The sequence below is a fragment of the Porcipelethomonas ammoniilytica genome, assembly GCF_025567485.1.
GTDB classification, from domain to species: Bacteria; Bacillota; Clostridia; order Oscillospirales; family Ruminococcaceae; genus Porcipelethomonas; species Porcipelethomonas ammoniilytica.
In genome coordinates, this window is the sequence record NZ_JAOQKH010000001.1 from 61,297 (window position 1) to 85,316 (window position 24,020).

Annotated in this window: 22 protein-coding genes; all 22 read left to right on the top strand. The window is 36.4% G+C overall.

Features of this window, described 5'->3' with window-relative positions; translation table 11 throughout:
- Positions 1-13 precede the first annotated feature (13 nt).
- The 22 genes from OCV67_RS00305 to gatB all read left to right on the top strand — a co-directional run bounded on the left by OCV67_RS00305 (position 14) and on the right by gatB (position 23,832).
- Complete coding sequence (locus OCV67_RS00305) at positions 14-748, top strand: isoprenyl transferase (RefSeq protein WP_147641859.1); 735 nt, start codon at positions 14-16, stop codon at positions 746-748.
- Positions 749-1,582: a phosphatidate cytidylyltransferase gene (locus OCV67_RS00310; RefSeq protein ID WP_147641860.1), complete on the top strand. Its 834-nt coding sequence runs from the start codon at positions 749-751 to the stop codon at positions 1,580-1,582.
- Between the two features lie 42 nt (positions 1,583-1,624).
- Positions 1,625-2,812, top strand: coding sequence for a 1-deoxy-D-xylulose-5-phosphate reductoisomerase (locus OCV67_RS00315; RefSeq protein WP_262644112.1), 1,188 nt, complete (start codon positions 1,625-1,627; stop codon positions 2,810-2,812).
- An 8-nt stretch (positions 2,813-2,820) separates the two neighbouring features.
- A complete protein-coding gene (locus tag OCV67_RS00320; protein ID WP_147641861.1) occupies positions 2,821-3,870 on the top strand; it encodes a M50 family metallopeptidase in 1,050 nt (349 codons plus the stop codon).
- Positions 3,871-3,881: 11 nt separating this feature from the next.
- Positions 3,882-4,919, top strand: a complete 1,038-nt coding sequence (ispG, locus tag OCV67_RS00325; RefSeq protein ID WP_147641862.1) for a flavodoxin-dependent (E)-4-hydroxy-3-methylbut-2-enyl-diphosphate synthase — start codon at positions 3,882-3,884, stop codon at positions 4,917-4,919.
- Between the two features lie 9 nt (positions 4,920-4,928).
- Complete coding sequence (locus OCV67_RS00330; RefSeq protein WP_147641863.1) at positions 4,929-9,266, top strand: PolC-type DNA polymerase III; 4,338 nt, start codon at positions 4,929-4,931, stop codon at positions 9,264-9,266.
- Between the two features lie 65 nt (positions 9,267-9,331).
- Positions 9,332-10,522, top strand: coding sequence for an ATP phosphoribosyltransferase regulatory subunit (hisZ, locus tag OCV67_RS00335; RefSeq protein WP_147641864.1), 1,191 nt, complete (start codon positions 9,332-9,334; stop codon positions 10,520-10,522).
- Positions 10,523-11,161, top strand: coding sequence for an ATP phosphoribosyltransferase (gene hisG, locus OCV67_RS00340; RefSeq protein ID WP_147641865.1), 639 nt, complete (start codon positions 10,523-10,525; stop codon positions 11,159-11,161).
- Positions 11,151-12,437 carry a histidinol dehydrogenase gene (hisD, locus tag OCV67_RS00345; RefSeq protein WP_147641866.1) on the top strand — a complete coding sequence of 429 codons (1,287 nt, stop codon included), beginning with the start codon at positions 11,151-11,153 and terminating at the stop codon, positions 12,435-12,437. The genes hisG and hisD overlap by 11 nt, the downstream gene beginning before the upstream one ends.
- Before the next feature lie 54 nt (positions 12,438-12,491).
- Positions 12,492-13,547: a histidinol-phosphate transaminase gene (hisC, locus tag OCV67_RS00350; protein ID WP_178084941.1), complete on the top strand. Its 1,056-nt coding sequence runs from the start codon at positions 12,492-12,494 to the stop codon at positions 13,545-13,547.
- Positions 13,548-13,561: 14 nt separating this feature from the next.
- Positions 13,562-14,143 carry an imidazoleglycerol-phosphate dehydratase HisB gene (gene hisB / locus OCV67_RS00355; protein ID WP_147641868.1) on the top strand — a complete coding sequence of 194 codons (582 nt, stop codon included), beginning with the start codon at positions 13,562-13,564 and terminating at the stop codon, positions 14,141-14,143.
- Positions 14,144-14,146: 3 nt separating this feature from the next.
- A complete protein-coding gene (gene hisH, locus OCV67_RS00360) occupies positions 14,147-14,752 on the top strand; it encodes an imidazole glycerol phosphate synthase subunit HisH (protein ID WP_147641869.1) in 606 nt (201 codons plus the stop codon).
- Positions 14,749-15,477 (top strand): 1-(5-phosphoribosyl)-5-[(5-phosphoribosylamino)methylideneamino]imidazole-4-carboxamide isomerase, encoded by a 729-nt coding sequence (gene hisA, locus OCV67_RS00365; RefSeq protein ID WP_147641870.1) that lies wholly within the window; start codon positions 14,749-14,751, stop codon positions 15,475-15,477. The genes hisH and hisA overlap by 4 nt, the downstream gene beginning before the upstream one ends.
- Complete coding sequence (gene hisF, locus OCV67_RS00370) at positions 15,478-16,233, top strand: imidazole glycerol phosphate synthase subunit HisF (RefSeq protein ID WP_147641871.1); 756 nt, start codon at positions 15,478-15,480, stop codon at positions 16,231-16,233.
- Positions 16,234-16,251: 18 nt separating this feature from the next.
- Positions 16,252-16,599 carry a phosphoribosyl-AMP cyclohydrolase gene (hisI, locus tag OCV67_RS00375; RefSeq protein WP_147641872.1) on the top strand — a complete coding sequence of 116 codons (348 nt, stop codon included), beginning with the start codon at positions 16,252-16,254 and terminating at the stop codon, positions 16,597-16,599.
- Between the two features lie 2 nt (positions 16,600-16,601).
- Positions 16,602-16,940 carry a phosphoribosyl-ATP diphosphatase gene (gene hisE / locus OCV67_RS00380; RefSeq protein WP_147641873.1) on the top strand — a complete coding sequence of 113 codons (339 nt, stop codon included), beginning with the start codon at positions 16,602-16,604 and terminating at the stop codon, positions 16,938-16,940.
- 91 nt (positions 16,941-17,031) lie between these two features.
- A complete protein-coding gene (locus OCV67_RS00385) occupies positions 17,032-17,838 on the top strand; it encodes a hypothetical protein (RefSeq protein WP_147641874.1) in 807 nt (268 codons plus the stop codon).
- Between the two features lie 58 nt (positions 17,839-17,896).
- Positions 17,897-18,532, top strand: coding sequence for a sporulation protein YunB (locus tag OCV67_RS00390; protein ID WP_147641875.1), 636 nt, complete (start codon positions 17,897-17,899; stop codon positions 18,530-18,532).
- A gap of 107 nt (positions 18,533-18,639) precedes the next feature.
- Positions 18,640-20,625, top strand: coding sequence for an NAD-dependent DNA ligase LigA (gene ligA, locus OCV67_RS00395; protein ID WP_147641876.1), 1,986 nt, complete (start codon positions 18,640-18,642; stop codon positions 20,623-20,625).
- A 13-nt stretch (positions 20,626-20,638) separates the two neighbouring features.
- Positions 20,639-20,908, top strand: a complete 270-nt coding sequence (gene gatC, locus OCV67_RS00400) for an Asp-tRNA(Asn)/Glu-tRNA(Gln) amidotransferase subunit GatC (protein WP_147641877.1) — start codon at positions 20,639-20,641, stop codon at positions 20,906-20,908.
- Between the two features lie 11 nt (positions 20,909-20,919).
- A complete protein-coding gene (gatA, locus tag OCV67_RS00405) occupies positions 20,920-22,383 on the top strand; it encodes an Asp-tRNA(Asn)/Glu-tRNA(Gln) amidotransferase subunit GatA (RefSeq protein ID WP_147641878.1) in 1,464 nt (487 codons plus the stop codon).
- A 12-nt stretch (positions 22,384-22,395) separates the two neighbouring features.
- Positions 22,396-23,832 (top strand): Asp-tRNA(Asn)/Glu-tRNA(Gln) amidotransferase subunit GatB, encoded by a 1,437-nt coding sequence (gene gatB / locus OCV67_RS00410; RefSeq protein WP_147641879.1) that lies wholly within the window; start codon positions 22,396-22,398, stop codon positions 23,830-23,832.
- Positions 23,833-24,020 lie beyond the last annotated feature (188 nt).

Below are 24,020 nucleotides of genomic sequence, written 5' to 3' on the forward strand. Positions count from 1 at the left end.
AGGTTGGAAAAGTATGGCATTATTTAATAAAACAAAAGAGGAATTACTTCCTGAACAGTTTCCTGAACATATTGCGTTTATAATGGACGGAAATGGCAGATGGGCTAAAAAGCGTGGATTACCAAGAAAATTCGGTCACAGGGAAGGTGCAAAAACATTTAAAAAAATTACAAGATACTGTAAAGATATTGGTATCAAAAATATTACTTTTTATGCTTTTTCTACTGAAAACTGGAAACGTCCTGCAGATGAGGTAAGCGCAATTATTGAACTGTTCAGAGAGTACATAGTTGATGTGCGCAATTATATAGGCGAGGAAGTCAGAGTTTTATTTCTGGGAGATAAAACAATATTTGATGATGATCTTCAGAAAAAAATGAACGATCTTGAAGAGGATACTAAAGATTATAATAAAATGACTATGCTGCTTGCTATAAATTACGGCGGACGTGATGAAATTGTTCATGCGGCGAAAATACTTTCAGAACAGGTTAAAAGAGGTGAAATCCAACCTGACGAAATTACTGAAGATATGTTTCAGAAATATTTGTATACTGCCGATGTTCCTGATGTGGATCTGATGATCAGACCAAGCGGAGAATTGAGACTTTCAAATTTTCTTATATGGCAGTCTGCATATGCTGAATTTTATTTTACAGATGTTTTATGGCCGGATTTTTCACCTAATGAATTGGATAAAGCATTAATTGAATTCGGAAAACGTTCAAGACGGTTTGGAGGTGTCTGAATGGCAGTCAGGTTACTTTCTTCTGCGGTAGGTATTGTAATTGCTGTAATTATCCTGATTTTACATAATACGATTGCATTGAATATTGCAATAGCATTAATTTCAGTAGTTATGGTCTATGAAGTTTTGAAAGCTGCTAGATGTACTCAACTTAGATTAACATGCATTCCAGCGCTTTTGTACGCTGCTGTTAATCCGTTTATAGTGACCGGAGAAGCTGCAAAATACAAATTTACTGTTACTTTTATTGCGCTGACTTGTATTTTTACAACATATATTATTCAGCATAATTCAATGAAGTACTATAGACTTATGTTCATAATTGCTTCATCATTGTTAATCAGCAATGCTATGAGCAGTCTAATTATATTGCATGATATTGATAAGGTAAATGGATTAATGTATTTGATTATGGGATTATGCGGAGCTTGGCTTGCTGATTCGGGAGCGTATTTTGTAGGTACGTTTATAGGCAAAAAGAAATTATGTCCGGAAATCAGTCCTAAAAAAACAGTTGAAGGATTTGTTGGAGGGATTTTTATAACCGGTCTTTTGTTTATGCTTATTAATTTTGGATATTCAAAAATTCTTCCTCATTTTACTGAATATACAGTAAGTGTAAATTACTTTGAAGTATGCGTATTGGGAATGATTCTGGCAGTTGTAGGAACTCTTGGAGATTTGTCGGCATCTGTAGTTAAAAGACAATGCGGAATAAAAGATTACGGAAATATTATGCCGGGTCATGGCGGTCTTATGGATCGTTTTGATAGTGTTGTTTTTGTAGCTCCGTGTCTTTATGCATTTGTTACTATTTTTAATATATACAAATAACTATAAACAGGGGCTTAAAAGCCCCTGTTTTGCGAAAAATATATGAAAGGCTGGTATTATGCCTTAAAAATGGCATATAATTATATGAATAAGGTTATATCAATTCTTGGCTCAACCGGTTCTATAGGCACACAAGCTATAGAAGTTGCACGAATGCATAATATTAAAATTCATGCGCTTGCCGCAAACAGAAATTATCAAATGCTTGCTAAGCAATGTAAAGAAAACAATGTAAAAACTGTTTGCATTTATGATGAAAAATATTATAATGAATTAAAAGTATTGCTTGACGGAACAGGTACAAAAATACTTACTGGTATGGAAGGATTATGCGAAATAGCTGCTGATATTTCCGGAGGATTGCTTTTGAATTCGGTTGTTGGTATGGTGGGACTTCTTCCTACCCTGACAGCGATTGGTTCCGGTAAAGATATTGCCCTTGCCAATAAAGAAACTCTTGTTGCAGGCGGAAATCTTGTGATGAAGGCGGCTGAAGAAAAAAATGTTAGGATCTATCCGGTTGACAGCGAGCATTCAGCAATTTTTCAGTGCCTTCAGGGAAATAAACGCTCACAGCTGAAAAAAATTATTCTGACAGCGTCTGGAGGACCGTTTTTTGGTAAAACTGAAAAAGAATTGAAAAATGTAACAATTGAACAGGCTTTAAATCACCCTAACTGGAGTATGGGAAACAAGATCACTATTGATTCTTCAACTCTTATGAATAAAGGTCTGGAATTCATTGAAGCAAAATGGCTTTTTGATCTTAAACCGGAACAGATTGAAATTGTTGTGCATAAGCAGAGTGTCATGCATTCAGCAGTCGAATTTAATGATAATTCTGTCATAGCGCAGATGGGTGTGCCGGATATGAAAATACCTATTCAATATGCTATTCTTTATCCTGAAAGAATGGAATGCAGCTGTCGCCCGTTAAGTCTGACCGATTACGGTACGCTTACTTTTGAAAAACCTGATTATAAGACATTCAGATGTCTTTCAGCGTGTATCGAAGCTATCGGCAAAGGAGGAGCATATCCGTGTATTGTAAACGGAGCAAATGAGGAAGCGGTAAAACATTTTCTGAATGGAAAAATAGGTTTTCTTGATATAGGTAAATTGGCAGAAAGTTCTGTTGAAAGCTTTAGTTACCGAGAAATAACTTCTTATGAGGACGTAATTGAAATTGACAAAGCGGCAAGGGATTTTGTTAACAGCCGGGTAAATTAGGAGGTATTATGCTTAAATATATTCTGGCAATCATTATTTTTGGAGTTATAATCTTTATACATGAATTCGGTCATTTTTTTGTTGCAAAGCTTTGCGGAATAAAAGTAAATAAATTTGCTTTGGGTATGGGACCGAAGATACTGAAAAAACAAATAGGCGAAACTGAGTATTCGCTTAGACTTTTTCCGGTCGGCGGATTCTGTGCGATGGAAGGTGAAGATCAGGAAAGTGAAAACAGCCGTGCATTCGGGAATAAACCCGTATGGAAAAGAATGCTTGTTATAGTAGCCGGAGCGTTCATGAATATACTATTAGGATTTGTACTTATTGTAATTTTGACTTGTATGCGCAGTGCAGTTCCCAGTACAATAGTCGGAGGATTCAGTACACAGTCTGAAACCAGTGAAGTAATTACGGCGCAAAGCTATGAATGCGGACTCAGAGAAGGCGATGAAATTATAAAAATGGATGGTATGAGAATTTTCACTCCCAGTGATCTGAGTTATCAGCTTTATTCGGACGATGATGGTAAATTTGATATTGTTGTTAAAAGAGACGGTAAAAAAATAACGCTTAATGATGTGATATTTCATGACAGTGCAACAGATTCTGTAGTAGACTTTCAAATTAAGGGATTAAATAAAAATCCTCTGAATGTATTGGCGTTTTCTGGCAAAGACACTGTTTCAACGGCAAGAATGATATGGATTTCTCTTGTAGATCTTGTAACGGGAAAATACGGGTTTAATGACCTTTCAGGACCGGTAGGATTAGTTGGGGCGATAGGTGATGCGGCTGATGCAGGAGAAACATTTAGAGAATCTTTTATGACTCTGATAAATCTTACAATATTTATAACTATTAATTTGGGTATATTTAATCTTCTTCCTATTCCGGGACTTGACGGCGGAAGATTTCTGTTTCTTCTTATTGAAGCAGTAAGACGTAAACCGGTAAAGCCGGAACATGAGGGAATAGTTCATTTAATAGGTATGGCGCTTTTAATGATGCTTATTGTTGCAGTTACTTTTAGTGATATAAAAAAATTGATAGGGTAGGTAAATATACAATGAGAACGGTAAAAGAAGTTAAAGTAAAGGATTATATTCTCGATGGTAAAAAAATATATATTCAGTCTATGCTTAATAAAAGATCTGACGATATTGAAGGAAGTGTAGATCAGGCTGTTGAATTGGAAAAAGCCGGCTGCGATATTGTCAGAGCTGCAATACCGAATATGGAAGCCATAAAGCTGATCCCGGCAATAAAGGATAAGGTTAATATTCCTCTTGTGGCTGACATACACTTTGACTATAAGCTGGCTCTTGCCGCAGCTGATGCAGGAGTAGATAAGATAAGAATAAACCCGGGCAATATCGGAGATATTGACAGAGTGAAACAGGTTGCAGTTACATGTGCAAATAAAAATATTCCTATAAGAATAGGCGTAAATTCAGGTTCGCTTGAAAAACATATACTTGAAAGATATCAGGCGCCTACTGCTGAGGCATTGGTAGAAAGCGCGCTGTATCATGTAAAGCTTCTTGAAAAATTTGATTTTGAAAATATTGTTATTTCTATAAAATCATCAAATGTTAAAACTATGATTGAAAGCTACCGTCTTGCGGCGCTGAAGTGCGGATATCCTATGCACCTTGGCGTTACTGAGGCGGGAACTGAAAGAATGGGCATTATAAAATCTTCTGTGGGAATAGGCTCGCTTTTGTGCGACGGAATAGGAGAAACAATAAGAGTTTCACTGACTGGAGACCCCATAAAGGAAATATATGCGGCAAAGGATATTTTGAAGGCTGTTGGAAAGGGAAGCGGTGTTGAGGTTATTTCATGTCCTACATGCGGACGGACTAGAATTGATCTTGTTAAGGCAGCATGTATGATAGAGGAAGCGGTTAAGGATATCAATAAAGATATTAAGATTGCGGTAATGGGCTGCATAGTAAACGGTCCCGGAGAGGCCAAAGAAGCAGATATAGGAATAGCCGGCGGAGATAAATGCGCAGTACTGTTCAAAAAGGGCGAAATACTGCGTAAAATTCCAGAAGAAAATATCGTATCGGAATTGCTTAAAGAAATTGAATTATTATAGGAGATTAAAATGACTGAAATCAGATTAGGCGATTTTTTAAGTGAATATACAAATGATATTCCCGAAATTACAAAAAACGGAAATATTTATAAATTAACATATTCGGCAAATCTGACTGAAATATCTTTTTATGTAAATTTCAGGGATTTAATTCCCTATAATGATATAATATCATTTGAAAAGCATCTGGAGAAAATTCTGAATCTGGATAAAATTAATCTTTATTGTACATACCTTCCGGAAATGTTTACAATGAATTATTATAATGATCTGATTTCACAGCTTAAAAGAAAATTATCTGTTGTAAACGGATTTCTGGATAATGCTGATGTAAAATATGCTGACGGACTTATTTCTATAGAATTGAAAAACGGCGGATACGACTTATTGGTTAAATCAAATTTCAGCGGAGAATTTTCAAAGCTTATTCAGGAAGAATTTAATTTAAATATCGATGTTGAACTTACAGGCGAGCATAATGTTAATGTTGCAGAGCATGAGAAAATGATGGAGGAAGTAAGAGCGTCAATACCGCAGCATCAGGAACAGTTCGGTAATAAACCGCAGATCTCCAGGGAAATATCCGATCCTAAGCCTCCCAAAAATACTTCTGCTGATATTTCTTCACTTGAAATGCCCTTTGAAGTTATTACAGATTCGGCAGAAATTATTATGGGACGTAATATAAGAAATACTCCTGAATCAATAGCGTCTGCAACAGCCGAACTGGATAGAAAAGTAACAATAATGGCTGATATTTTTGACGTTGGGGAACCCAGAAATACTAAAAGCGGTAAGACGATTTATTCTTATTTCATTACAGATTATACAGGTTCAATACAAATGAAAATGTTTGTTGATCCGAAAAAAGACGAAATAGCTGTGGACAAGCTGAAAAAAGGAGTAACAGTTATAGTATCAGGTTCAATTGAATTTGATACATTTTCTAAAGATATTACAATAAGACCGTTTTCTATTGTTTCAGTTAAAAAGAAACAAAAGCAGGATAATGCGGAAAAGAAACGAGTCGAACTTCATTTACATACAAACATGTCTGCAATGGACGCAGTAACGGATACGGCAACTCTGATTAAACGGGCACATTCATGGGGTCATAAAGCAATGGCTATAACCGATCACGGAGTAGTGCAGGCATTTCCTGACGCAATGAATGCATCGGCCGGACTGGATGACTTTAAGGTTATATACGGGTGCGAGGCGTATGTTGTAAACGATATTAATCCTGTTAATATAATAAACAAGAACGATACCAGAGATGTAAACGACGAAATAATAATATATGATGTAGAAACTACCGGTTTGAATGTGGAAAAAGAAAGATTAACTGAAATAGGCGCTGTTAAAATAAAAAATATGCGTATTGTCGACAGCTTTAATATTATGGTTAATCCGGAAAAACCAATACCGCAAAAAATAGTCGAGCTGACCGGTATAAACGATGGCATGGTCGCTAATGCGCCTAAGGAGAAGGAGGCGGTAGAACAGTTTCTGGAGTTTTGCGGTGATAATCCGGTAATGGTTGCACATAATGCAAGATTTGATAATTCATTTATTGACGCAGTCTGCCGCAGACATAGTATTTCTCATGAATACTCTAGTATTGATAGTCTTGTAATGTGCCGCGCGATGCTTCCGGAGCTTGGAAAGCATAAGCTTGATACGGTTGCAAAGCATCTTAAGCTTGGTAAATTTGAACATCACCGTGCATGTGATGACGCACTGATGCTGGCAAAAATTTTTATAGAACTCATGGGACGTCTAATTAAAAATAACAGTGTTGAAAAATTGTGCGATCTGAATACTAAAGTTAATAAAATAGACGTTAAAAAGCTTAAATCATATCATCAGATTATACTTGTAAAAAATAGCGTGGGATTAAAGAATCTTTACAAGCTTATTTCTTACAGTCAGTTGAATTATTTTTATAAAAAACCTCTTATGCCGAAGTCTGAACTGCTAAAGCACAGAGAAGGTCTGATTTTCGGAAGCGCCTGTGAAGCAGGAGAATTATTCAGAGCCATAATTGATAAACACCCTCAGAAGGAAATTGAAGAGCTTGCAAAATTTTATGATTATCTGGAAATTCAGCCTGTTATGAATAATGAATTTATGCTTCGAAACGGTACGGCTGAAACAGTAGAAGAACTTGAAAATTATAATAGGAAAATTGTTGAACTGGGTGAAAAACTTAATATTCCCGTTTGTGCCACATGCGACGTTCATTTTATGGATAAGGAAGACAGTATTTTCAGAAAGATCCTTATGACCGGAAACGGATTTAAAGACGCCGAAAATCAGCCGCCTCTTTATCTGCGTACTACAGATGAAATGCTTGAGGAATTTAAGTATCTGGGTGAAGAAAAGGCGTATGAAGTTGTTGTTGAAAATACTAATATGATAGCCGACTGGATCGAAAATGATATCCGTCCTATTCCTAAGGGAACGTTTACTCCGGATCTTCCCGGCGCACAAGAAGATTTAGTACGTATAACAAATGAAAGGGCAAAAAGCATATATGGAGATCCCTTGCCTGAAATTGTCGAAAAACGACTTAATCGAGAGCTGGAATCAATTATAAAGCATGGATTTTCAGTATTGTATATTATTGCGCAGAAGCTTGTGTGGAATTCCGAGGAACATGGATATCTTGTAGGTTCAAGAGGTTCGGTTGGCTCTTCGTTCGTGGCTTCTATGGCAGGTATTTCCGAGGTTAATCCGTTAGCTCCTCATTATGTGTGTCCGGAATGTCAGTACAGTGAATTTATTACGGACGGAAGTATCGGTTCCGGTTTTGACTTGCCTCAGAAGAACTGTCCTAAATGCGGAACGGATATGAAGCGGGACGGACATGATATTCCGTTTGAAACATTTTTGGGATTTGACGGTGATAAAGCGCCTGATATAGATCTGAACTTTTCCGGTGAATATCAGGGCAGCGCACATAGGTATACCGAAGAGTTGTTCGGACCGAAAAATGTATTTAAAGCCGGTACTATAAGCGGTGTGCAGTCTAAGACCGCATTCGGTTATGCCAAACATTATCTTGAAGAAACCGGAAAGACTGCAAATCCGGCTGAAGAAAACAGACTGTCTATCGGCTGTACCGGAGTAAAAAGAACAACCGGTCAACATCCAGGAGGAATGGTTGTTGTTCCGTCGGATTATGAAGTATATGATTTTACACCTATACAGCATCCGGCGGAATCAGATGAATCTGATGTTGTTACCACTCATTTTGATTTCCATTCGCTTCATGATACCATTCTTAAACTTGATGAATTAGGACATGTTGTGCCTACCCTATACAAGCATCTTGAGGACATAACAGGAATTAAAATAAAAGATGTTCCGACATCTGATCCGCAGGTTATAAAAATGTGTACGTCTGCTGAGGTTCTTGGAGTAACACCTGAAGAAATATATTGTCAGACGGGAAGCTTGGGTATTCCTGAAATGGGAACAGGATTTACGATCCAAATGCTTATTGATGCAAAGCCTACTAAGTTCAGCGACTTTCTTCAGATTTCCGGATTATCACACGGTACAGACGTATGGCTGGGCAACGCTAAGGATCTTATAGATCAGAATATATGTACAATTTCAGACGTTATCGGTACTCGTGACAGTATTATGACATATCTGCTCTATAAGGGTGTAGAACCTAAAATGGCATTTAATATAATGGAGTTTACCCGAAAAGGCAAAGCGCCTAAGTTCTTTACTCCGGAAATTATTGAAATGCTTAAAGAGCATGATGTTCCGCAGTGGTATATTGACAGTTGTCTGAAAATTAAATATATGTTCCCGAAAGCACATGCTGCTGCGTATGTAATTGCGGCCATAAAATTGGGATGGTTTAAATTATATAAGCCTCTTGAATTTTATTCTACATATTTTACTACAAGAGGCGCTGATTTTGATATAGAAACAGTTGTCAGCGGTATTAACGCAGTAAGAAATAAAATTGAACAGTTAAAGGCAATGGGGAATGAAAAAAGTGCAAAGGAAAAAGATACTTATGATTTGCTTTTAATAATTAATGAAATGATGTCAAGAGGATACGACTTTCTTCCGGTTGATATTTATAAATCTCATGCGTTGAAATATCTTATTGAAGACGGGAAAATCCGCATTCCGTTCAATGCCATTTCCGGCGTCGGAGAAAATGCGGCATTGAAGCTATATGAAGCTGCACAGAAAAAGGATTATATATCTATTGAAGAATTACAGGAAAAGAGCGGTGCGTCAAAAACAACAATGGAAGCTCTTGAAAGAATGGGAGCTTTAGGCAGTTTGCCTAAAACTAGTCAGATGACTCTGTTTTAACTTGACTTTTTTTAATTATCATGTTATCATATTAGCGTACTAAAGTGAAATAAGGAGAAATACCAATGAGAAGCAATGATCTAATTACTCCGGAAGGTACAAAAGACCTTCTTTTTGAAGAATGTATAATCAGACAATCAATAGAAGATAAAATTCATAAAATTTTTAACAGCATGGGATACTCCGAGCTGATAACTCCAAGCATAGAATTTTATGACGTTTTCAATCATAATTCATCTTATTTTCCTCAGGAGAAGCTTTTTAAGCTGACAGACTGCAAAGGCAGACTTCTGGTATTAAGACCGGATAATACTATTCCGATTGCCAGAATAGTGGCTACAAGACTTAAAGATACTACTCTTCCTATGAGGCTTTATTATAATCAGTGTGTATTCAATATGGCTCCGTCTCTGAAGGGAAAAAGCGCACAGGTAGTACAAACGGGAATTGAGCTTATCGGTTCATCGTCTAAAATGGCAGATTTGGAGGTTATTTCAACTGCAATAGAAGTGCTGGCATCATGTTCTTCCAGCAGCTTTTCGCTGGAAATCGGTGATATAAGATTTTTTAATGAGCTTGTAAATAAGCTTGACGCTAATGATATACAAAAAGAAATTATAAGAAATTATATTGAAACCAAGAATTATCCGGCGTTGAATGATTATCTTGACAGTATAGGTAAAAATGAAATAACACACGCTTTAAAAAGACTTCCAAGACTTTTTGGCGGTGAAGAAGTGTTTGAAAAAGCTTCTAAATTGTTTTCTGACGAAAAAATTGACACTATTCTTGCCAATCTTAAGGATCTATATAATCATATTTCACAGATTATAGGTAATGGAAACCTTACTGTGGATTTAGGAATGGTAAACCGTACTGATTATTATACAGGCATTATAATTAAGGGATATCTTGAAGGGTATGGTGAAGAAGTTCTGTCCGGCGGACGTTATGACAAACTGATTGCTGATTTTGGATATGACGTTCCTGCAACGGGATTTGCCGTGAATGTTGACGCAGTTACAAAAGTTGAAATGAAGCATAATTCTGCTGAAGCTTCTGTTGTTGATACAATTGTATTTGCCGAAACAGGATATGAAATGCAAGCACTGAAAATTTCATGTGATTTAAGAAAAGAAAATAAAAAAGTTGAAATATCCTTGTTTAATACAATAGAAGAAACAAAAAAATATTCAGAAGAAAAAAATATTGGAAATATAATATCTGTCGGTAAAACAGTAACGGAGGTAAAATAAATGTCAAAACCATTGAGAATAGCTCTTACAAAAGGAAGGTTAGAAAAGGATACGTTAAACCTTCTGGAAAAATCAGGCTTTGACTGTACTGCCGTAAGAGATAAGGGAAGAAAATTAATTCTTCCGATAAAGAATGCTAATATTGAAGTTGTACTTGCCAAAGCAAACGATGTTATTACTTATGTTGAACACGGCGTGTGCGATATGGGTGTAGTGGGAAAAGATACAATTATTGAAATGAGCGGTAAATTTTTTGAATTGGTTGATTTGGGATTCGGCAGATGCAAATTTGCACTTGCTGCTAAAAAAGGCACTGATTTTTATGAAGGATACGGAGTAAAAACAATAGCTACAAAGTATCCGAATGTTGCAAGAAACTTTTTTGAAAGTAAGGGCATGGATATAGACATAGTAAAAATTGAAGGTTCGGTTGAACTTGCACCATTGTTGGAACTCTCAAACGGAATTGTTGACATTGTAGAAACAGGTACGACTCTTAAGGAAAATGGATTGGAAGTTATTGAAGATATCGTTTCTATTTCAGCAAGACTGATTGTAAATACCGTAAGCTTAAAGCTTCGTCAGAAGGAAATAGAAGATTTGATCAGTATTATTGAGGAGAATTTAAATGATAAGTAAAATTTATGCAAACGGAAAAGATGAAATTGAATTTCTTAAAAACCTGAAAAAAAGAAGCGGTGAAACTAATAAAAAGGTGGAGCAGGTAGTAAGCGAAATAATTGAAAATGTAAAGGAAAACGGCGACAAGGCCGTAAACGATTACACGCTGAAATTTGACGGCAGTCTGCCGGAATATTATGAAGTACCGCAGGATGTCATAAATGACGCTCTGGAAGAAGCAGATGAAGATTTTGTTAATGCACTTTTGAACTCCATGGAGAATGTTGCAGATTTTCATAATCGTCAGAGGGAAAACGGTTTTATGCACTCAAAGGACAACGGTGTAATGCTTGGTCAGAGAGTACGAGGACTTGAAAGAGTGGGTCTTTATGTACCGGGAGGTACGGCTGCTTACCCATCAAGCGTTATTATGAATGCTATACCTGCAAAGATTGCCGGAGTAAAAGAAATTATTATGGTTACTCCGCCTTTAAAGGACGGCACTCCCAATAAAGATATTCTGGTTGCGGCAGCTGTCTGCGGAGTAGACAGAATTTTCCTTACAGGTGGCGCTCAGGCTGTGGCAGCTTTGGCTTACGGTACAGAATCAATTCCTAAGGTTGATAAGATTGTAGGTCCGGGAAATATTTATGTTGCTACTGCCAAGAAGCTTCTTTACGGTCAGGTTGATATTGATATGATTGCCGGACCAAGTGAAATACTTGTTATGGCAGACGAAACTGCTGATCCTAAATTTATTGCAGCTGATCTTATGTCTCAGGCTGAACATGACAAGCTTGCTTCTTCAATTCTTCTTACAACAAGTGAAGAAATTGCAGATAAAACTATTGCTGAAATTGAAAGACAGATGCAATATCTGTCCAGAAAAGATATAATTGAAAAGTCTCTTGATGATTATGGAATGATTATTATATGTGATTGTCCTCACTGTGCTGTTGAGCTTGCAAATGCAATAGCTCCGGAGCACCTTGAAGTACTTATGAAAAATCCAACAGAGTATATAGGTAAGCTTGACAATGCAGGTTCTGTATTTCTGGGTCAGTATGCATCAGAACCATTGGGAGATTATTATGCAGGTCCTAATCATGTTTTGCCTACAAGCGGTACAGCACGATTCTTCTCTCCGCTTTCTGTTTATAGCTTTGTAAAACGTTCCAGTTATATTTATTATACGGAAGAAGCTTTGCGTGAAGCCAAAGATGATATAGTATTGATTGCAGAAAAGGAAGGTCTTACCGCACATGCAAATGCGATAAAAGTAAGATTTGAATAAGCTTTGATAAGAGTTTAAAATGAAAAAGCCTGATTCGGCAGAACGGAGATAAATATGAGCTGGGAAAATAATATAAGACGTGTTGAACCTTATGTACCGGGCGAGCAGCCAAAAGAAAATGATATCATAAAGCTTAATACAAATGAAAATCCTTATCCGCCGTGTCCGGGTATAAGACAGGTGTTAGATAGCTTTGATATAGGCAAAATGCGTTTATATCCGGATACAAATGCCGATGTACTAGTATCTGAACTTGCAAAGAAATATGATCTTGATAAATCTCAGATATTTGTAGGTGTTGGATCAGATGATGTAATATCTATGGCTTTTATGACATTTTTTAATTCAGATAAACCTATTTTATTTCCTGATATAACCTATTCCTTTTATGACGTATGGGCAGAAGTTCACAGAATTCCGTATAAGCGTATTCCCTTAGATAACAATTTTAGAATTAATCCCAATAATTATAAATCAGAAAACGGCGGTATTATTTTTCCTAATCCCAATGCTCCCACAGGCGTATTGGAAAGTGTGGAAATGATAGAAGATATCATTAAAGCAAATCCGAATTCAATTGTAATGATTGATGAAGCTTACATTGATTTTGGCGGTGAAAGCTGTCTAAAATTAATTGATAAGTATGAAAATCTTCTTGTTATTCAGACGTTTTCAAAGTCCAGATCAATGGCAGGCATGAGAATTGGATTTGCTATGGGAAATTCTAAGCTTATTAAGTATCTTAACGATGTAAAGTTTTCTGTAAATTCCTATACTATGAATCAGTTGTCACAAATATGCGGTGCAGAATCAGTAAGAGATGAAAAATATTTTAAAAATACTGTTGAATTGATAATTAATACAAGGGAAAAAACTAAAACTGCTCTTGCCGAATTGGGATTTGAATTTACCGATTCAAAAAGTAATTTTTTGTTTGTTAAGCATAATAGTGTTAAGGCAAAATATATATTCGAAGAATTAAAAAAGAAAAAAATATATGTTCGTTACTGGAATAAACCCAGAATTGATAATTATCTGCGAATCACAGTAGGCACTCCGGAAGAAATGTCAAAGCTTATTTCGGCATTGAAGGAAATTGTAAAAGTCTGAGAAAGGATATCATTATGAAACACGGTCTTGTTGAAAGAAAAACCAGAGAAACTGAAGTTTCGGTTGAAGTTACGATTGACGGAAAAGGAATCGCAGATATCAGCACAGGTATCGGTTTCTTTGATCATATGTTGACAGCTTTGTCAGTGCACAGCGGAATAAGTATGAATATAAAGTGCCAAGGGGATTTGTATGTTGACGGTCATCATACCGTTGAAGATACCGGTATTGTTCTGGGACAGGCATTAGCTCAGGCGCTTGGTGATAAATCAGGTATTGTACGCTACGGCTCGGCGTATATACCAATGGACGAGGCTTTGGGATTTTGTTCTTTGGATATAAGTAACAGACCATTTCTGGTATTTAATGGTGAATTTACTAATCAGATGATAGGTGAATATGATACATGTCTTACTAAAGAATTTTTCAGAGCATTTGCTGTCAATGCAGGTATAACGCTTCATGTTAATATGGTATATGGCAAAAATGATCATCACAAATGTGAATCTGTTTTTAAGGCTGTTGCGCATGCGTTGAAAATGGCTGTTAAAGAAACAGGATCCGGTGAAACGCTTTCAACTAAGGGAGGATTGTAAAAAATGATTGCTGTAATTGATTATGGCGCCGGAAATATTTTCAGTGTAAAAAATGCACTGGATTATTTAGGCTTTGATTCATTACTTACAAATAAAAAAGAAGATATTGAAAAAGCCGACGGACTTATACTTCCGGGAGTAGGAGCATTTCCCAGCGCTATGAAAATGCTTGAACAAAGCGGTTTAACAGAGACTATTAAAACTGAGTCAAAGAAAAAACCGTTTTTAGGAATTTGCCTTGGAATGCAGCTTATATTTCAAAAAGGATATGAATTTGAAGAGTGTGACGGACTGGGTTTGATTCCAGGCAGCGTCAGAAAAATGGAAGAACGGGAACTGATTATTCCTCATATGGGTTGGAATAAGCTTGAGGTTTTAAACGACTGTCCATTGCTTGCAGGACTAGACGATAACAGCTATGTTTATTTTGTTCATTCCTATAAGGCTGAGTGCGAGGATAAAAATATAGCGGCATATTCCGTATATGGCGGCAGAGTACCTGCACTGGTATACGATGGAAATACTGTATACGGAGCACAATTTCATCCTGAAAAGAGCGGAGATACCGGTCTTAAAATTCTTAAAAACTTCGGAGGACTTATTAAATGATAATTTTACCTGCAATAGATATTAAGGACGGAAACTGCGTCAGACTTTTTAAGGGCGATTTTTCTACAGTTGAAAAAGTAGCGGCAGATTATATGGAGACAGCAAAAGGTTTTGAAAAGGCAGGCGCTTCATGGATACATATGGTAGACCTTGACGGCGCAAAGGAAGGAAAACCGGTAAATACTAAGATTTATAAAGATGTAGCGACTAAAACCTCATTGAAAGTCGAAGTGGGCGGAGGAATAAGGAATCTTGAAACCATTGAGGAATACCTTGCAATGGGAATTTCAAGAGTAATAATAGGTTCAGCAGCTTTGAAAAATCCTCAGCTTGTAAAAGATGCAGTGAATAAATTCGGCTGTGAAAAAATCGCTGTTGGAATTGATTCAAAAAACGGTATGGTTGCAACCGAGGGATGGCTTGAATCATCTGACGTCCATTATATAGATCTTGCAAAGAAAATGATTGAAATCGGTGTGAAATATTTTATCGTAACGGATATTTCTAAAGACGGTACGCTTTCAGGCGTAAATACCATTCAGTTGGCAGAGCTTTCAAAGGCAACAAAAGGGCAGTGTAAAATAATTGCAAGCGGAGGAGTTCATACAATTGAAGATATAAAAGAATGTAAAAAACTCGGACTTTACGGTACAATTTGCGGAAAATCCATTTATAAAGGTACTCTTGATCTGAAAGAAGCTGTTGAAATAGGGGAGGGAGCATAAATGCTTGCAAAGAGAATTATTCCTTGCCTTGACGTGAGAAACGGAAAGGTAGTCAAGGGAGTAAATTTTGAAGGAATTAAAGATGTAGGCGATCCGGTTTTATCTGCTGAGGAATATAATAAACAGGGCGCTGATGAAATAGTATTTTATGACATAACAGCTTCATTTGAAGGCAGAGGTGTTTTCCTTGACGTTGTAAGAGAAACTGCTAAAAAAGTATTTGTACCGCTTACAGTGGGCGGAGGAATTAAAACGGTTGATGATATCCGTGATGCGTTAAGGGCAGGTGCAGATAAGGTTTCTGTAAATTCACAGGCTGTACAGAATCCGCAGTTAATAAAAGACGGGGCTGATATTTTTGGAAGCCAGTGCATATGCGTTGGTATCGATGCAAAAAGAATTTCCGATAAAAAATGGACTGTCTTTATAAACGGCGGTCGTGTTGATATGAAGCTTGACCTTATAGATTGGGTAAAGCAAATCGAACAGCTTGGTGCGGGGGAAATATGCCTTAATTCCATTGATGCCGACGGAACTAAAGCCGGATTTGATATTCCAATGCTTGACGCTGTTTGCAGCGCTGTAAATATTCCGGTGATAGCAAGCGGCGGCGCCGGAAAAATTGATGATTTTTCAGAGGTGTTTGAAAAAACCGGTGCTACTGCCGCACTTGCCGCTTCGCTTTTCCATTTTAAGGAACTCACTGTTGGCGAGGTTAAGGATTATTGCAGAAGCAAAGGAATTATTGTGAGATAAATAGAAAGGCAATTTACAATGGAAAAAATAAAAGTGAATTTAAATAACCTTGACAAATATTTTGTCAAGAGCGAACTGATACCGGCAATTGTATATGAGGCAGATACTAAAACTGTTCTTATGCTTGCCTATATGAATGAGGAAAGTCTTAGAAAAACTTTGGAGACAGGATACACATGGTTCTGGAGCCGTTCAAGGCAGGAACTGTGGAATAAAGGCGCAACATCAGGTCATTTGCAAAAAATAGTAAGCATTTACAGCGATTGTGATGATGATACACTGCTTGTAAATGTTAAACAGACGGGCGTTGCCTGTCATACCGGAGAATACAGTTGTTTTTTTAATAATATTTATGAGGGAGAATAAAAATGACAGTTTATGAAGAAATTTTTGAAGTAATCAAGCAGAGAAAAAAAGATTATGAAAATGGTACTGCTCGGGAAAATTCTTATACCTGCTATCTTTTTGAAAAAGGTGTAGATAAAATCTGCAAGAAGATCGGTGAAGAAGCTTCTGAAACAATAATTGCAGCTAAAAATAAAGATAATGATGAACTGAAAAATGAAATAAATGATTTACTGTATCATGTAATGGTGCTTTGTGCAAATCAAGGACTTGAATGGTCAGAGGTAGAAAAGGTTCTGGAAGAACGAAATGAAAAGATCGGAAACTTAAAAAAATTTCATCAGGTTGATAAAAATACTTGATTTTGTAACAATTCGTTTCAAGTCTGAATATTATATATAGAAGTGTTCAAAAAATTTTGAAACTTTAGTATATAATAGGAGGACTTTTTTTATGAGCGAATATACTCGTCATTTTAACGACTGTGACGCTGTTCCAATTAAAGTTAACAGAGTATTTGACAGTTGCAGTGACAAAGACTGCGTTACCGGCGTTCAGGTTAATCTTGACTGTAAACTTCCGCCGGAAATAGCAATAGTTAAATCAAGATGTATAACAGTTTCAGACGTATGTATGAATGTTGAAGAAATACCGTTTAATAAGGGATTCTTTTCGGTTGATTTGACCTTTTCACTGGACGTTCAGCTTTTAGGTTATGAAAAAGCCTGTGGTGATCCCGTTATTCTTACCGGTACGGCAACAGTCAGCAAAAACTGCATACTTTATGGCAGTGAAACAAACTCTAAAACATTTTACAGCGACGGTACATCAATAGGAACCACAGGAAGCTGCTGCAACACTATTAATCCGCCGTCTGCCGCTGTTCAGGTTGTTTCGCCGATCGTACTTGAAGCTAAAATTGTTAAGGGATGTCAGCACTGTGATTGCGGATGCAGTGAAAGCAGCGAATTTCAGTTGCCTCCTCCAAGACCTCAGAGAGATGTTGTCTTGACGTTGGGTTTATTCTATGTTGTTGAATTGACTAGACCGGTTACCATAATGGTACCAACTTACAATTATACAATACCTCAAAAGGAATGCTGTGCAGATATGGCAAGTCCGTGTGAAATATTTGATAAAATTAAATTTCCGGTAGAGGAATTTTCACCTTCAAAACTTGAAAATAATAATAATTGCGGATGTACTTATCCGGCAGAACGCAGTATCAGTCAGGATGACTGCGGTTGTCAGGATATATAATTTTATCGGGACGGTCATAAGACCGTCCGTTAAATTATAAAAGAGGTATGTGTAGAAAATGAGATCAAGAAAGAAATTAAATAAAAGAAAAATATTTATTGCCGCAGTATTTACGGCTATTATAATAATAACAGTAATTTGTATTGACATTAAAATAAAGAACAAGATAGAACAGATAAGTATATATTACTGTAATATATCTGTGTCAGAAATTATAAATAAAAGCGTCAGCAAGACGCTTAATGATAATAACACAGAATATTCAGATTTAGTTTATGAACTTTATGACGCAGATAATAAACTGTCTTCAGTAAAGGTTAAAACTGATAAATTAAATATTCTTCAAACACAGATTATATCCGATATTAACCGTCAATTATTAAATAACAGCAAAAATAAAATTAAAATACCATTGGGGACTGTCAGCGGTTCATATTTGTTCAGCGGACGGGGTCCGGAAATTGAAATAAAATTTCTTCCGTCCGGATCAGTATCGTCGGCGCTGAACAGTGAGTTAACTTCTGCCGGAATTAATCAGTCGTGTCATAAAATTTCTATGAATATTACGGCTGATATTACAGCTGTGTTTCCTTCAGGAAGCTGTAATACCAGCGTACAATTAAATTGTATTTTAGCTGAATCTGTAATTATCGGAGAAGTACCTGACGGAATCATAGGAGAAAATATATCCTAAAATACATAATACGAGCTTTAATTTGAAAAAATAAGTTGAAAATATTGCATAATCGTGGTATAATAAACAATGTATTTATTGTAAAGTTAGTAAAAAACGGAGAGATTATGAATAGTTCGGAAATACTTGATAAAATAAAAAAATTGTCTGCGGAAATTGAAAGACATAATAAAAATTATTATGTGATGGATAATCCTGTGATTTCGGATTATGAATATGATATGATGATGCAGGAACTGAAAAAGCTTGAGAATGAATATCCTGAATTTGCTTTTGAAAATTCTCCTACAAAGCGTGTGGGGGGAGAGGCTCTTAACACATTTGAAAAAGTTGAGCACAAGGTACAGATGGGAAGCCTTCAGGATGTTTTTTCTTTTGATGAAGTGAGAAACTTTATTGAAAAATGCTTTGAACAGCTTGATGCTCCTGTATTTGTTGTCGAACCTAAAATTGACGGCTTATCTGTATCATTGGAGTATGTAAACGGAGAGATGAAAATCGGTTCAACCCGTGGAAATGGTTTTGAGGGAGAAAATGTAACAAATAATCTTAAAACTATAAAGTCAATACCGCTTATCCTGAATGAATCAGTTCCATTAATAGAGGTTAGGGGTGAAGTTTATATGCCCCGTAAAAGCTTTACTGAGCTTATAGAAAAACAGGAACTGAATGATGAACAACCTTTTAAAAACCCAAGAAATGCAGCCGCAGGCTCTCTTCGCCAAAAAGATTCTAAAATTACTGCACAAAGAAAACTTGATATTTTTGTATTTAATTTACAGCAAATTGAAGGTAAAAATATATTATCTCATAAAGAATCACTGGACTATATGAAATCTTTGGGGTTTAAGGTTATACCAAGTTATATTGAATGCAGAAATTATGAAGAAATTATTGCTGAAATAAATAAAATCGGTGAAAGCAGGAATAATTACTCTTTTGATATTGACGGTGTTGTAATTAAAGTCAATAATTTTGAACAGAGGGAAATAATGGGATCTACTGCAAAAGTACCGAAATGGGCAATCGCTTATAAATTTCCTCCGGAAGAAAAAGAAACAAAGCTTCTTGATATTGAGGTAAATGTTGGAAGAACAGGCGCAATAACGCCAGTGGCTGTTTTTGAACCGGTAAATCTGGCTGGGACAAGTGTTTCCAGAGCAGTACTGCACAATCAGCAGTTTATTGATGAAAGAGATATCAGAATCGGAGATACTATATTGGTAAGAAAAGCCGGAGAAATTATTCCGGAGGTTATTAAAACTGTATGTCATGATGAGAATTCTATGAGGTTTTCACTTCCTTCGGAATGTCCTGTTTGCGGAACGTCTGCGGTCAGATATGAAGATGAAAGTGTGCTGCGATGTCCTAATACTGACTGTCCGGCACAGCTTTTAAAAAATATTATTCACTTTGCTTCAAAGGATGCTATGAATATTGACGGTCTCGGACCTGCTATTGTACAGGTTCTTTTGGAAAAAGAACTTATTAAGTCGGTAGCAGATTTATACTGTATTGAATATGATCAGCTTGAATCTTTGGAGAGATTTGCAGAAAAGTCTGCTAAAAATCTTCTTAAAGCAATTGAAAATTCAAAAAGTAATAATCTTGACCGTCTTTTGTTTGCACTTGGTATACGGAATATAGGAGTAAAGGCTGCAAGGCTTTTATGTGAAAAATTCGGTAATATTGATTCTATTATGAATGCAGACGCTAAAGAAATATCAGAAATAGACGGGTTCGGAAACGTTATGGCAGAAAATGTGGTTAAGGCTTTTAAAGAAACTCATAGGATTGAACTTGTCAATAGATTGAGAGAATACGGAGTAAATATGATTTATAGATCTTCCGTATCCGGAGGAGACGGAAGATTCAAGGGTAAGACTTTCGTTCTTACAGGTACTTTGCCGACTATGAAAAGAAAAGAGGCTCAGTCCTTAATTGAAAAGCTTGGCGGAAAGGTTTCCTCATCTGTTTCAAAGAAAACTGATTATGTTGTTGCGGGAGAAGACGCTGGAAGCAAGCTTGTGAAGGCACAGGAATTGGGAATAGAAATTATAAGCGAACAAGAGCTTATTAATATATCAATGTAAAAGGATGGTAGATATGAAAATTGACATTAAACATATTGCGAAGCTGTCACGCTTGAGAATAGAAGATGATAAGCTTGAAAAATTTGAAAAGGATATGGAATCTATTGTTAACATGGTCGACAGACTGCCTGATGTTGAGGGCACGCTTGATCTGAACCCTAAGGATACTATGACTTTAAGGGAAGATAAAGCGGTTACTGATAAATTCAAACGTGAAGAACTGCTGAAAAATGCACCGGAGGTTCAGGCAGGCTGTCTGGTAGTTCCGAAAACTGTTGAATAAAGGAGTTTACAATGAGATTATATGAAAAAACAGCTTCAGAGCTGTCAGAAATGCTTAAAAATAAAGAATGCAGCGCTGTGGAATTATGCAATGATGTATTAGCAAGAATAAATGAAACTGAAAATAAAATTGGTGCTTATGTAACTGTAGCGGAAGAATCTGCAAAGGAAAATGCAAAGAAAATTGATAAAGCAATGGCAGCGGGAGAAAAGCTTCATCCGCTTGCAGGTATTCCTATAGGAATTAAAGATAATATTTCTACAAAAGGAATCAGGACGACTTGTTCTTCAAAAATGCTTGAGAATTACGTTCCTCCTTTTGATGCTACTGTAATGAATAAGATAAATAATGCCGGAATGACAGTTATTGGTAAAATGAATATGGACGAATTTGCAATGGGTTCTTCTACAGAAACGTCCTATATGCATCTGACAAGAAATCCTTATAATACAGAATGTGTTCCGGGCGGTTCGTCAGGCGGTTCCGCTGCCGCTGTTGCTGCCGGTGAGGCAATACTTACACTTGGTTCAGATACAGGTGGTTCTATACGTCAGCCTGCTGCACTTTGCGGTGTTGTGGGAATGAAACCTACTTATGGCAGCGTTTCCAGATATGGGTTAGTAGCGTTTGCTTCCTCATTGGATCAGATAGGACCTCTGGGTAAATCCGTTAAAGATGTGGCAATGCTTCAGAGCCTTATCTGCGGTCATGACAGATACGACGCAACTTCTAAAAATATTGAATATCCTGACTATGCGGCTGCACTTAAAGAAAATGCAAAAGGTCTAAAAATAGGTATACCTAAAGAGTATTTCGGTGAGGGAATTGATTCTCAGGTAAAGGAATCGGTAATGAAAGCCGTTAAAGAATTTGAATTACAGGGTGCAGTTATAAAGGAAATTTCTTTGCCGAGTACAGAATATGCAATTAACACATACTATATTATTGCGTCAGCAGAGGCTTCATCAAATCTTGCAAGATTCGACGGTGTAAAGTATGGCTACAGAACATCTGAATATGACGGTTTGGTTGATATGTATGAAAAGACAAGAAGTGAAGGATTCGGTGACGAAGTTAAACGAAGAATCATGCTTGGTACTTTTGTTTTGAGTTCCGGATACTTTGACGCTTACTATAAAAAAGCAAAAAGAGTTCAAAATCAGATTTCTCAAGAATTTTCCAATGCTTTTAAAGAATGTGACATTATTGCTACGCCTACAGTTCCGGCATCAGCTTTTAAAATCGGTGAAAATATAGGCGACCCTATTAAAATGTATTACAATGATGTGTGTACAGTAACGGTAAATATTGCCGGACTTCCTGCAATTAGTCTCCCATGCGGTAAAGACAGTGCAGGAATGCCTATGGGACTTCAACTTATCGGGGACAAGTTCAGCGAGCAGACGCTTCTGAATACAGCTTATACTTATGAAAAAATCTGCGGCGGATTTGACGTTCTGTCAAAAGCACTTTAAGGAGGAAAAACAATGAAGGATTACGAAATAGTTGTAGGTCTTGAGGTTCATGCAGAACTGAATACGGAATCTAAAATTTTCTGCGACTGTAAAAATGCATTCGGACTTGAAGTGAATACTCAGGTTTGCCCTATCTGCATGGGAATGCCCGGAACACTGCCGACCTTAAATGAAAAGGTGGTTGAGTATGCAATAAAAATGGGACATGCTCTCAACTGTACTATTAATACTCTGTGCAGACAGGACAGAAAAAATTATTTTTATCCAGATCTTCCTAAGGCATACCAGATTTCTCAGGCTGATATTCCTCTTTGTGAACACGGAAGCCTTGAATTTATGGTAGACGGAAAAATGAAAACAGTTGGAATTACGAGAATCCATATTGAAGAAGACGCCGGAAAATTATTACATGACGAATCGTTTGCAGGCTCGCTTGTTGACCTGAACAGATGCGGTGTACCTCTTATTGAAATCGTTTCGGAACCTGATATAAGAAGCTCGGCAGAAGCTAAGGCTTATCTGGAAACTATTAAGTCAATATTGCAGTATATTGGCATATCTGACTGTAAAATGCAGGAGGGTTCAATTAGATGTGATGTGAATGTTTCTGTTATGGAAAAGGGTTCAAGCGAATTTGGTACAAGATCTGAAATGAAGAATGTAAATAGTTTCAGTGCAGCAGTCAGAGGTATTGAATATGAGGCAAAAAGACAGATCGAACTGCTGGAAAAAGGGGAGAAGGTAATTCAGGAAACAAGAAGATGGGACGATTCTAAGGGAATGAGTTTCCCTATGCGTTCTAAAGAGGACGCTCAGGATTATAGGTATTTTCCGGAACCTGACTTGCTTACTATTTCAGTAGATGAAAAAATGGTAAATGATTTGAAGGAATCTTTACCCGAGCTTCCAAACGCAAAAATTAAAAGATATGTGAGAGATTATGGTCTTTCACAAATTGACGCTACTCTTATTTCCGAGGACATGGAAAAATCATCTTTATTTGATAAATGTAATTTATTGGGTATATGTAAGCCGAAGAATATCAGTAATTGGATATTAAGCGATATCTCAAAATATATTAATGAAACCGGTAAGATTATTTCTGAAACAAACTTAAATGCCGAAAATCTTTGCGCTTTAGTAGAAAAAATTGAAAAGGGTGTTATTTCCAATTCTGCCGGAAAAACAGTGTTTGATGAGATTATGAAAAACGGCGGAGATGTGGATTCTATAATTGAATCAAAGGGACTGGCACAGAATTCCGATACTGATTTTATTAAAAATCTTGTTAAGGAAGTTTTTGCAAACAATGAAAAATCTATAAATGATTACAAAAACGGTAAAACAAATGCGTTGGGTTATCTTGTCGGACAGTGTATGAAGGCTTCAAAAGGAAAGGCAAATCCTGGTATTGTAAAAGAAATTGTAACCGAAATGTTAGAAAAATAATTAAATAAACTTTTGGTATTAATTTATTGTTAAAATAAACAAAAACAATTCATGACTTTCATACATTATGACAAAATTTACAAAAAACTATTTACAAGATTGTGTAGATGTATTATAATAAACATGAAAATTTATTGTATAACTTGTGAGGAGTATAGGTTTACATTAATTTTGATTAAAATGAGTTT